The sequence below is a fragment of the Coprococcus sp. AM100_B19A genome, from assembly GCF_027662015.1.
In the GTDB taxonomy this organism is placed as follows: domain Bacteria; phylum Bacillota; class Clostridia; order Lachnospirales; family Lachnospiraceae; genus Allocoprococcus; species Allocoprococcus comes.
Genome location: NZ_JAQDKN010000028.1, coordinates 1 through 12,509, shown reverse-complemented (window position 1 = coordinate 12,509; position 12,509 = coordinate 1). Strand labels below are relative to the sequence as shown.

Genomic DNA, 12,509 nt, shown 5'->3' with positions numbered 1-12,509 from the left:
TTATTCTTTCACTATGCCAATTTCAAAAAATAAATTTGCTGTATAAGATTCAAAAAAACACGGAATACAGCGTAATTTGTTTACATTGTATAGTTGTAAGCAAGTTACTAATAATTATTAAAATAGTTATTAGAAAGGATGTTGCAGTTATGACTGAGAACCGTATCCGTGAGCTACGCAAGAGCCAACAATATGTCACAAGAAGTCTTGGGAACTATAATTAACACTACTCAACAGACGGTAAATAAGATGGAAAAAGATACTTGTTCCATCTCTTCGGACTTACTTATCAGTATGGCAAAGCATTTTAATGTTACCACTGATTATATTCTTGGACTTTCTGATATTAAACGCGATTTGAGCGGACAGATTCGCATGAATCAGGAAATGGACCAGTGTTATGATATTATACTTAGATATCAGAGTCTGACAGACACTGCGGTGTCTTCTCAAACGTCTGGAACAGGCTCAGATAGAGGAATTGGGATTATCTATAGCAACAAAAGAGGTGTGAAAATGCTAAGAATAGCTATATGTGATGACGATTTCGCTTTTACAGGTAGTTTAGAAACATTAGTGCTACACGAAAGCAAGTGCATAGGAATTCGAGTCGAAACAGACGTGTTTTCCGATGGGAAAACATTGCTAGAGAGCATACAGTCCGGTGAACGTTACGGACTTATTTTTATTGACATTGAAATGGAACCGATTGACGGCATATACGCAGCACGTAAAATACGTGAAACGGATCGTTCTGTGCTATTTATTTATATTTCGGGATATGGCAAATATTTAAAGGAATTGTTCGAAGTAGAGCCATTTCGCTTTCTCTCTAAACCGCTGGAAGAGGAGAAATTTTGTCGATGTTTCCAAGAAGCCTGCCGCAGAATAGGTGAAACGAAGCTCTTTTATCAGTTTACATTTAATAGGGAACTCCAAAAAGTAGCCCTGAAAGATGTGGTATATTTTGAAAGCCGTAACCGTGCGGTGCATATTTATTTACAAGATGGAAGTTCAGCATACTTTTACGGGAAACTTAATGTCGTTGAGAAAGAATTAGCAGATAGTCGTAGATATTTCCTGCGTATTCATCAGTCATTTCTTATAAACTATGACTACATAACAAAAATGAATTTTTTTAATATAACAATCTGTCTTTAGGTAATTGCGAAACAAGTTCGCAATCCTGATTAAAAATGTGGTAAGAATCCTGCAATGCAGGATTCTTAAGATGAGAAGCAGGTGACATCAAAATTAGACATGAAAAAAGACTTCCCAGATGGACTGCGAAGAAAAGATGATATGAATATCGAATATCATGCAATTAAAGGCTTTAAACTCCGTATGTATTGATGTTTATGAATTTTATCCGTAACAAGTACGGTAACAAGCTGTGTGATTCCCGCGAGAAGTAAATCAGCATGAAGAGTTTTTTCATTCTGCGTTTTACGATTCGCAATGCAGAAACTATCCTTGAAATGGTTGATTGATTTTTCAACATTTACACAGATTTTGTAGGTGTCTTCCCATTCACGCGAGCCTCGTTCTACACCAGGATAGATGCGGAGATTTTTCTCGGGATAAGATAAATATAAATCATTCGTCCGCAGGAAGAAGTGGTGCATGGATTATCACAGTGGCACTTACGATAAGTTTTTCCAGTCTGCTTATCACGCATCCATTTCATTTTGGGGCATACAAATTTCATGGTAGGAAGTTAGCTTCTTAAATGAGATTTACTGCCTTCTCGTTTCATAGGAAGCGTAGAATCGTGTGGACAGCAGGAAATGCCATTTTCGTTAACTGTGTAGTCAGTTCCTTCCATGGATAATTTTACCCGGAGAGGAATAAAAACCTTACGAAATCCAATGTCTTCAAAAAGAGATTTATAGATTTCAATCGTATCAAAAGCGGCATCCCCAAGAAACGTCTTCGGCTCTATTAAAGGATGCTTTTTGAAAAAATCAATTAAAACAGGAAGCAGCGCTTTTGAGTCTGCAAGAGATTTATCCTCATCCGGAGAATCCGATTTCTTTTCTACAACAATATCAGGATGTGCATTTAGGAAATCCTTGTTGTAGAAAGATATGTCGCGGACAATGCCAAGTCCATTGGTGACGATACCAAATTTATAGGCATAACAGAAGTGACCGTTGATGTACATCTGCTGTATCGCCTGATTGGATGCAGCGTGAGTTGGCATGGAACCATAGGCTGCTTTGTAAGGATCGTAGGAATCATCAAGGTTATGGGATTTTTTAAAAGCCTTTAACTGTTTAATAATACGGTTGGCATACTTCGGATTATTTTCCATAACCCATGCTTCAATGCCGGAGGTATCGAAGATTGTCATGTCAGCAAGCGCCGGATTCAGTTTTTGGCATATCGGTTCGGTCAGATCAACAAGATGATCGAACATAGATTGTAAGTCCAATAAGAAATCCTGTTTAAAGCGAGTGAATTTTGAACCATCCGGTACAACATCAAAGCCACAGAAGTCACGCAGTTCCTGAGAGTATTTCAAGAACACAATCAGGAGAGTGTCAGTCGGGATTGAGAAAATACGCTGGAGCAGAAGTGCTTTGAGCATTGGATAAAGCTGATGCTTGCGAGGCCTTCCGGTTTTGGCGTGAAAATGAGAAACAAAAGAAACAGGAACAATTTCATCAAGGTTAATGGCTTCGTCAAGAAGAGAAAGAAACTGATATTTGTCGTTGTCGAATTTATTTTGGCAATCATCAAAAACTTCTGCCAAAGTGAGCTGCTTATGTGTTATCATATAGGTATATCTCCTTTGGGTGGATTGGTATTTAGTTTCTAGTCAACTCTATTTTACCATAAACCTTGAGGAGATATTTTTATTTTAACGAAAAAAATACCGTATTTATGCAGTGTTTAGCGTTTCACAAACGCCTACAATCTGTCTTAACGGAAAGGAGATTCTGCTGAAAATCAGCGAAGATCGCCAGAAAGAAGTGCGCCGCCAACTCTGCGAGATGGCAGCCGGAAAGGCGGTCATTGAATGAGAGAATATCTTTCACTTATGTCAGTTTTTTTGCTGCCGGCATTGCAATTGCTGATTATACAGAGGTGTATAACAACTCTTTTTGGCTCAGGGAATCGAAAACTTACAGGGTATATAGGATGGTTTATATACTATGCTTTTTTAGTAGTAGCAGAGTTTGGAATTCTTTTTCCACCACAGTTTCTGTTGTTTGGAAATATCCTAATGGTATTTATGGTCAGTACAGTTACCAGGAAAAGGAGTATTAAAAAGCGTTGTATCTGTACTCTCCTCATATGTACAGTTTGGATGGTAGTGGAAATCATTGTGTCATTTGTCTTAGAGACAATGAGCGTAGAAAGTGAGATCATTGCGGATGTGGGCAGTTTTATATCCAAGATATATATGTTGCTTTTTTCTGTTTTGCTTGGACGTTATGCCAAGGAAAAACAGTATTCCGAAATTCCGCTCAGATACTTTATTATAACTCTTTTAGTACCGATAAGTAGCATTTACATGATGCACTATATTTTTCTTATGGCGTCAATTCACGAAGAATATGCTTTTTTCTCAGTTATTGCTGGCGTACTTCTTTTACTCGTCAATTATGTGATTTTTACGGTATATGATCGAATAGGACAAGCAGCGGAACTTCATTCTCAAAATAGGTTGTATGAACAGCAACTTAATCTTTGCAGTCGTCAGGCAGAAGAAAAGGAGAGTTACTATATTGAATTACGCCGGATGCGACATGACATGAAAAACCATTTATTGGGAATACTTGGCATGGTAAATGCCGCAAAAACAGAAGATGCTAGAGAATATATACAAAAAATGCTAGATGATGGCATCGGTGGCAAGGCAATTGAAATTTCCAATAGTGGGAATATCGTAGTAGATTCTCTTGTGAATCATAAGTATGCCCTTGCCTTGAAAGAAAACATACGATTTGATGCCAACGTATTCATTCCACAGGTTTTGCCGTTTCAGGGAGGTCATCTTGCGATTATATTTGGCAATTTGTTAGAAAATGCATTGGAAGCCTGCCGAAAACTGCCACAAGAACAACGGTATATTACTCTGGAGTGTACATATATAAAAGAAATGTTGCAGATATGCATAAAGAATAGTTGTCCACCAGAGCAAAGAAAAAGCAGTTCAGGGCGATATCTTACCACAAAAAAAGGGAATGGTTATCATGGTATTGGGCTGGTTTCAGTAAAACAGGCATTGGCTGATTATGACGGGGAACTAATTATTAAAGATGGAGGTGAAGAATTCCAAGTATCTGTAGTGTTATATGGCAATATAAAAAAGGAAAAATGACATACACTTTCATATTTTCTACATCTGCATAATATTCTTCTTTCTTTGCATTATACTGCAAGGCTATTAAAGGAGAATTTTGCTATGGAATACTTATCTGTTATATTAACTGACTATATATTAAAAAAAGGAATTATTGATAAAAAAAATTACGAAATATACCAATATGGCTTTCAATGCTTTTTAGAAGTTTCTGCCAGCACAATTTGCAGTATTGTGATTGCCTTGTTGCTGCATATGTTTTTCGAATGCCTGTTTTTCTTCCTATTGTTTATTCCAATGCGTTCATTCAGCGGCGGCTTGCATTTAAAAACCTATTTTTCCTGTTTTATCGGCTCCTGCTTGATACTAACTACTACCCTGCTTATTGTGAAATACCTTACTATCTCGATTCCTATTTCCTTTATGCTGTACGTGTTTTGTGCCATTATAATTTTAATCATAGGACCTGTAGATCATCCAAACAGGGAAGTTGACTCACAGGAAAACCGTATTTTTATCCGAAGAACACATTTCACCTTATTATTCAGTTTTCTGCTTGCAGTTATTTTCGCCATAACCAGAAATACAAGATATTTGTTTCTTCAGGCAATTGTATTTGCTTTTATATGTATAACCTCTTTTATCGGACACATTGCTTATAAACAGTCTTAATTTTCCACCTGTAAAGCAATATGGATTTTATTCTGAAGGATTTGTATACTTTGTCTGTATTCTTCCTGAAGCAAGTCTGGGATTTTATTGTCAAGATTACAAATATTTTCGAAATCTTGACAGCCTAACAGCTTTCTATTCTTATAAAACCATTGCCAGCGCCAATTACGCAGCAAACTGTCCGCCATTTCTTCCGGAGAATGAAAAACCTCATCAATTTTCATTGAGTTGTTCTGTGTACTATCTCTTTCATACAATCCGAGTACAGATACATAGCCCACTTGGTACATATAGGCAATATGATAATCCCTTGATTGCTTAAGTGTCTCTGAAAAAACAGCTATCAACTCCTCGTATTTGTCCATCTTATAAACTCTCCTCAATATCACACCATTGCATAAAGGTTATAATGGTTACCATTTTTCTCATGTCAAAACTTATCATAACACTTATTTCTTTTATTAACTATTACTACATCAAATATTACCAAAATTCATTTTCTCTGTCCTAATCCTTAAAGTGAAAAGTTCCCTACACAGGCCATGGTGAACCATACCATAGTCCACCTGACCAGCGCAGTATCCCCTTTGTGCTTACCTTATGATTTCAAACAGCAGACTGCTTCTGCCACCATTATCACGCCAGCGCTGTTTCTTGCGTATAAATCCATTCTCCTCCAAATCGCTGATGGCACGTTTTACGGTACTGACAGACAAATGCAGTTCTCTGGCAATGGTCCCGATTGCCGGATAGCAGGTGCCTTCCTTATTCGCACGATCCTTTAGATACAGATATACCGCCACAGCCCTATGGGGCAGTTCTGCTTCATATATTTCTTTTTTGTTCAACCAATCACCTAATCCTCTGTCCTGAGTGCCTGTCTGACCTTTCCCACCGTTTCATTCATCTGGGACTGCGGAATACCGCCACTTCTGGATGCAGTGCCTTGTTCCGTACTTTCCGGCTCCTCATCCACACAGCACATATATCTGCGGATAATCTCTTCTTCTATCTCTTGCTTATCTGCATAGGTCACCTTTCTTGCTGACTTTTCCTCTATCTCGTAAGGCTCCTCAAATGTGATGCCCCACTTTAGGAACAGTTTCAGCTTGGTCCTCATGGAATGGCTGCCTGTTTTGGACACGATGAAGTTTCCTTTTGGCAGGGACTTTAATTCATCCGGTGTCATCAATGGTCTTTGTATCATCTGGAGGGACTGACTCGGATCATTCTTTCCCCTGCTGATGGAGCCGGACATGACCGTCTTGTTTCCAAGGTTCTTGGACAGTACCTCTGCGGATTCCGAGTTTGGTGCAAATCCACCGAAGATGGTATCCTGGCAGTTATCGATGATAATCTCTGCCCCTTCTTTTCCGTAGTTCTTATTAAGCTGTGCAAAGGACTGTATCATGGGTACGATACTTACCCTTCTGGAACGGGATGCAGAGAACATCATCTCCGCACTCTCAATCTTTGGTATGGTTCCGACCTCATCCCAATAGAAAACCACACGGTTATCCAGCTTTCCTCCATTCTCATCTGCCACCACAAGGATTTCCCTATAGAGTTGCTGCAAAATCAGAGAGATAATAAAATACTTGGTGTTGTCTTCTTCCGGCATCACTAAAAATACCGCTGTCTTCTGCTTACAAAACATTTCAGCATCGATAGCGGTATCAAAGCACAGTATCTGCTCCAGTTCGGAATCCAGAAAGGAGTTCAGTCTGGAGAGTGCTGTGGAAAGAACAGACTGCATGGACTGCTCTGCGGTATTTAAAGCTGCCCCGGCAAACCATTTGGCTTTGTGAGTATCCGGAAGCTTTGCCATAAGCAACTGAAACTGATTTCTTCCTTTTACCTTGGATGGCGCCAGTAAATCCTGAATCAGTTTAAATACACTAATGATGTGTCTTTTCTCCTTGGGACAGAATTCTGCTATTAACAGGATGACTGCGGTCAGCACACCTTCTGCGGCATCATAGAAGAATGCATTTTGTCCGTAGCTGGCACTGTCGGCTCCCCCAGAGGATATGATTGTCTTGGCAGTAATCTTTGCATACTTTTCTGCCTTTGCCTTGGCACTTAAGTTGTTATGATCTGCCAGATACTCATCCATGTACTTGTTTACCAAATGGAGCATATTATCTCCATCACTTCTAGTTGGGTTTCTTAAATCAATGACTGCGGTGTGGTACCCATAGTATTTCTTGGCGATGCCTGCATAGTTTCGGTAAAGGTCGCCCTTGGTATCCGTAGTCAGAAAACTCATTCCGCAGGCACAGGCATATTCGATGTTGGGATACAGAAAGTGTGCGGTCTTACCCACACCTGCTGCTCCAATCATCAGGCAATGCACATCCCCGGTATCCACAAGGGCATATAGCTTTCCTGCCCTTTCAATGCTCCCCAGCACAAGTCCCTGTGCTGTCGGCAGGTTTTCTCCTTTCCTCCACTTCTCCGGCTCATAGGCTACTTCCACATAGGTTTCCTCAATCTCCTTCTTGGTAGCAAACCGTGCGGTTCCGTGCTGGCCATCTCCTACGGTCTTACTCTTGATTCCATTGAGCGTATAATAATGTGCCAGCAGGGAAAGTCCTCCAATCACAGAAAACATAATTACCCCTGACACCAATAACATCACGACTGGCTGCATTCCATCCTCATCTCCTTTCTCTGTATGGGTTCCTCATATTCTGTTGCAACAAAAATATGAGCCTTGATACACTCCATCGTCAGGCTCATACATTTCTTCACAAATTCTTCTTTATTCTCTTTTAAGGACAAATCCTTTTTGTCAAATACCTCCATCAGTTCCTCAAAGGCTTTCTGCATGTTCCGAAGCCTTGTATTGTAGTTCCCCTTATCCCTATGTGGCCGGTATCGCTTATGCAGGTTATCCAGTATTTCATCTGCACTTGTTTCCCTGCCAAGTTCACTGCCTGTTTTCTCCATGCATCGGATTAACACCCCGGTTAAAAGCATTCCTCCACTGTCGAAAGCATCCTCCAGATGTTCTTTTCCGTTTCCTTTCTTCAGTGCATTGTAAATGTCCTGATAATACCGGCACACGCTTTCCTTGGTGGCATACTTCATATCCACACTGTCTGTGACCTGCTTTAGTATTTCCATCCACGCATCGCATTCCAGAATCTTTGGATGCTCCTGTGCCGGAATTACTTCTTCCCCATGCAGAAGTTTTAAATCTTCATTCCAGTCCTTGCAGAAGGATTTTAAATTCTTAATCTGTCTGTACCCATTCTGCACCAGAATATCTGCCAGTCTTCCACAGGCTTCTATGCCTGCCGGATCATGGTCTAAGCACAACACAACCGTATCCAGATTCGCATAATCCTTTAACATCTGCAGCATGGCATGTTCTGAAACTCCGTTTAAAACGATATAACTGTTCTTCTGCCAGTTTTTTGGGTACAAGGTCAGAAAGGATAAAAAATCAATCGGTGCCTCAAACACATACAGCTTATTCCCGGCTCCGGCATAACCGAATCCGTAGGAAGAGTCAGAACCATCTTCGTTCATGCGGAAGCTCCTGCCATCCGAGCAGGTTCCCTTTTTATGTATGTGGCGTGGATTCCCTTCTTTATCCACTCCGACAAATACAGCGTTGTGATGCCCTGCTGATTCATACAGGATTCCCTGTCTGGCAAAAAAGGACAGCACCTCCCTACTGATATGCCTCTTCTGCATCAGATAGGCATATACCCTTTTCATGGTATCGTTCTTTTCCGGCGGCACTAATATTTTCGGTTCTTTTTCTTCTGTGGTTTCCTCTCCCCTGGGACGTGCGGCTCTCTTTCCCGCAGTTTCCCTTGGCGGACTGCCTCCATGAATAACCTGCCCTGTTTCCCCATTAAGCAAATAGGTAACTGCCTCCGGATAAGACATCCCAAAGAACTCCTGCATGAAATCAATAGCATGGCTTCCCATCTGCTGACTGTGTCTGTACCAGCGGTTTCCACGGAACGTCACACTACCATGCCGCTTCCATCTCCATTCATTTCCGGAGCGTTCCACTTCTTCATGCTCCCGTTTCAAAATATCCATGATGGGTACTGCATAGGCTCTTTCCTTCTGCTCCTCTGTAAAATAAATGAAATCTCCCAATCTGCTCCTCCTTCCTATTGTGTCTGTACCATTTCTTCCCTATCATCTCTTGCATGACCCTGTGCAATTTTCTTATTCTTAATCTTTCTAGCCAGCTTACGATCCATACCGGCTCGTCTGCCTCCTTTCTTTCCAGAAACATCGTCCTCCATGATTTTTTCCAGATGATGCATGAGTCTGGTTGCCATTAGTAGTAAATCCGGATGGGGCATATCATTCCAGTGTTCCAGAAAATAAGCAGCGTACACATTTCCCTGCTCCGCTGCCAATCTGAAATATTCGTATGCTTTTTCCTTATCCTGCTCTACCTCTCTTCCCATCAGATTCACCTTGCCAAGGACATACTGTGCATACTGATTTCCCACGCCGGCTGACTCCTCCAGATACCGTATGGCAAGTTCTACATTTTTTACTACCTCCTCCCCTGCAAGATATAACTTCCCAAGCCGGTATGATGCAAATTCATTTTTCCGGTTTGCTGCCAGTGTAAGATAGCGGACTGCTCTGCCAATGTCCTTATACTCATCCGACAGATATAGTCTGCCTAACCGGTACCACGCATAGGCATTATCTGCATCCGCTGCCTTGTGTAAATGATGGAATGCCTTTTCCATATCCTTCGCTATCAGTTCTCCGTCCGTATACAGCTTCCCAAGGGCATAATCTGCAAAAGAATTGCCCTGCTCGGAAGCTGCCTCCAGCCATTTAAGTACCTGCTTGATTTTTTTATAGTCCGGTATTTCTTTCGGGTTCCTTTGCAGTTTCTCCGTTTCCTGACGGATGTACAGCTTTGCCAGTTGATAGGCTGCATGGGTATTTCCATAGCCCGCAGACTTACAAAGATATTTTTCGGCTTCCTTTTCATCTGCTTCGGTACCAACGCCTTGCAGGTACATGGTTCCGATACGGTACCATAAGGTATCATCCCTGGACTTCTTTTCCAGATTTAAAAACCCAAGAAACGCTACCCGGTAGCACTTCTCCGCCAGATCCGTATTCCTCTGGGTTCCTCTTCCGGCTTCATACAATTTCCCCAACTCAAAGGATGCATAAGGATTGCCCTTTTTATGGGAACGCTGAAACAACTGACAGGCTTTTCCCTCGTCCTGCTCCACACCTTTTCCATGCAGATACAGCATACCAAGAGAATAAAGTGCATATTTATGTTCCTTGCCTGATGCTATCTCAAACCATTTGGCCGCCTCCGGCAGATTCTCCTCGGTTCCCAATCCATACTGATACATTTTACCGATGCGGTATTCCAGATAAGTGTTTTCTTTTCTGTCTTCCACAACAAGCATTGCCTTTAGAGACTTTTCATACCACTCCTGTGCTTTCGTCTTGTCTGCTTCCACAAAAATACCCTGTGCATACATCTTTCCCATGTCTGCCATTGCATAGGCATTTCCCTGCCCTGCCTCCTCTTTCATGATTTCATAGGCAGCTTCCTCATCCGGCTCTATCTGAGGTGTACCATACAGATATTCCCTTGCCTCTTTATAGGCATCTGTCCACTTGGCATAAAACTCCTGACCGTCCGGTTCTTCCTCTTCCGGCTCATCCTCGGAATAATCTACGGGAACCTCCACCATATCTTCTGACACTTCAGAATCATCTGCACCCATTTCTTCCCTTTCGGTTTCCAAAGCTTCCAGTCCCTCATCCTCTGTATAAAGATACCCTTCTCCGTATCGGACTGCTTCCCGGATAACCATGTTTTTGATGCTTTTTAATTCCTTCTGCTCTGACAGTGGAAGCTGCTCTGCATCTGCATCCTTGTAAAAATGAAGTATCTCACTTTTGCTCTCCAGCCACTGTTTATAGCACTCCGCCACTTTTTCTTCCTTTGCCAGTTCATCCACAATACCATTGACGATTGCTTTTACATCTGCTTTCAGATATCCGTATACCTTCTTGCCTCCAGTGTTCATTAACCGTCTGAATAAAACCATCATCTGTTCTGCAATTTTTTCATTGTGACAGATTCCGCTCTGCATTTCCTGCAATAAAAAAAGCAGACTCTTATTCGCCTGCTCCTTCAACTGTTCCCTTTGCTCTGTTCTTTTTTCATAGATACTCATAAACTCCTGACGGAAAATATCATGGGCATAAGTGGACCTCATGGTTTCAATGCCTTTGGGCGATAGATAACCTTCCGATGGATTTGTGGAGTACACCACCAAATGTACATGAGGGTGATGGGACTCATTGTGGAATGCGGCATACCATTTAAGGTTCCTGCTGTCTATCTTATAGTTTTCACACAGAAGTTCCACCCTGCTCCGTAAAAGTGCCTGCCACTGTGCAGCACTGTCATACCCAAGCCTTTCCGCATCCTCTCTTCGCAGGCTGATGACATTGGTCCATATCACTCCCAGATGATTTGCCACCTCTTCTGCCACACGGGACAGTACAACAGACTCCCCCTCATTAGAAAACAGACCATGAGTACCGATTTTATCTACTCTTGGTCTGTTTGCAAGATAATCTATATAGTTTTTCTTCTTGGCAATAATATCAAGGTTGTTTTCCAATGCCTGCGTAATAAACTCTGTCGCATTCTCTCTTGTTGGCCTCTGGAGATAATCATAATACTCATGCATGCGGTCTGCATCCTCTATCTTTGACAGGATATCTGCTATCAGTTCCTTTTGCTTGACCGTAGCCGGGAGTAAACCGCAGGTGTTGTCTATCTTCTCCACACCTTCACGGGTGCTGATATAATTCATGTAATTGGCGAGATGTGAAGGTGGGGCATTCTTGAGATAGTTGCAACGTAAAATTAATTTGGGCATTATCCTCTCCTACCAACTTATTTTATATTCATATCTCATCTTAGGCTTTGGTATTGTCCATACATAAACCATATTAAAATCTTCTTTCTTACTTATAGATCTTTCGTCTCGAAAACTTCCATAGATTTCTTCTTTTAAAATAGACTTCACTTTATACTTTGATGGTATAACTAAGGTGATTTTTAATTCATTGACTGGTGATATAATTTCTCTTGAATAAAAATTCTCAAAATGCCTGTGCTTATTTGTTACTTCTACACGTACTGTAATAGTTCTTACTTCATTCTTTTTCATCGGTGAATCAAATACTACTTCAAATTCTGTACTTGTATCCCTATTTTCCAAGTAGTTTATCTTATAATTTTTATTAAGGCATTTTATTTTTTGTTTTTCATCCTTAAACCAACTAGACCGTGAATACATGCTTTTCAAATTATTTCTTTTGGCTTTTACTTTGTATTCAGTTGTAACCACCATTCGTTCTAAACTGTATTCAAAAGTAACATACTGATAAATATATTCAAATTTATATTTTCTAATATTTTTATATATTATCAACACAACAATAACAGAACTAATCAATACTAAACAGGTTACCAAAACCACTA

The 12,509-nt window shown here is 40.8% G+C and carries 9 protein-coding genes and 1 pseudogene; 3 read left to right on the top strand and 7 right to left on the bottom strand.

Going from position 1 to position 12,509, the window contains the following annotated elements; translation table 11 throughout:
* Positions 1–192 precede the first annotated feature (192 nt).
* The gene (locus PGQ33_RS16380; protein ID WP_270206097.1) at positions 193–1,161 is read left to right on the top strand and encodes a LytTR family transcriptional regulator DNA-binding domain-containing protein; all 969 of its coding nucleotides are present in this window, start codon (positions 193–195) and stop codon (positions 1,159–1,161) included.
* 247 nt (positions 1,162–1,408) lie between these two features.
* On the opposite strand, the pseudogene PGQ33_RS16375 reads toward PGQ33_RS16380, so the two are convergent.
* A pseudogene (locus tag PGQ33_RS16375) lies at positions 1,409–2,779 on the bottom strand (transposase); the annotation flags it as partial.
* A 243-nt stretch (positions 2,780–3,022) separates the two neighbouring features.
* Between PGQ33_RS16375 and PGQ33_RS16370 the strand changes: the two are divergent.
* Complete coding sequence (locus PGQ33_RS16370; RefSeq protein WP_015521363.1) at positions 3,023–4,330, top strand: sensor histidine kinase; 1,308 nt, start codon at positions 3,023–3,025, stop codon at positions 4,328–4,330.
* A gap of 84 nt (positions 4,331–4,414) precedes the next feature.
* Positions 4,415–4,984 (top strand): accessory gene regulator ArgB-like protein, encoded by a 570-nt coding sequence (locus PGQ33_RS16365; protein ID WP_208913676.1) that lies wholly within the window; start codon positions 4,415–4,417, stop codon positions 4,982–4,984.
* Here the strand turns inward: PGQ33_RS16365 and PGQ33_RS16360 are convergent.
* The 6 genes from PGQ33_RS16360 to PGQ33_RS16335 form a co-directional block, all read right to left on the bottom strand.
* Positions 4,981–5,349, bottom strand: a complete 369-nt coding sequence (locus PGQ33_RS16360) for a hypothetical protein (protein ID WP_007884330.1) — start codon at positions 5,347–5,349, stop codon at positions 4,981–4,983. The genes PGQ33_RS16365 and PGQ33_RS16360 overlap by 4 nt on opposite strands.
* A 228-nt stretch (positions 5,350–5,577) precedes the next feature.
* Complete coding sequence (locus tag PGQ33_RS16355; RefSeq protein WP_208913675.1) at positions 5,578–5,832, bottom strand: helix-turn-helix domain-containing protein; 255 nt, start codon at positions 5,830–5,832, stop codon at positions 5,578–5,580.
* Between the two features lie 8 nt (positions 5,833–5,840).
* Positions 5,841–7,637, bottom strand: a complete 1,797-nt coding sequence (locus tag PGQ33_RS16350; protein ID WP_270206096.1) for a VirD4-like conjugal transfer protein, CD1115 family — start codon at positions 7,635–7,637, stop codon at positions 5,841–5,843.
* Positions 7,622–9,106 carry a DUF3991 and toprim domain-containing protein gene (locus PGQ33_RS16345; protein ID WP_270206095.1) on the bottom strand — a complete coding sequence of 495 codons (1,485 nt, stop codon included), beginning with the start codon at positions 9,104–9,106 and terminating at the stop codon, positions 7,622–7,624. Before PGQ33_RS16345 ends, PGQ33_RS16350 begins: the two co-directional genes overlap by 16 nt.
* A gap of 14 nt (positions 9,107–9,120) precedes the next feature.
* Positions 9,121–11,901, bottom strand: a complete 2,781-nt coding sequence (mobP3, locus tag PGQ33_RS16340) for a MobP3 family relaxase (protein ID WP_270206094.1) — start codon at positions 11,899–11,901, stop codon at positions 9,121–9,123.
* Between the two features lie 9 nt (positions 11,902–11,910).
* Positions 11,911–12,509: hypothetical protein (locus PGQ33_RS16335; protein ID WP_270206093.1), on the bottom strand; the 599-nt coding region annotated here is incomplete at its 5' end.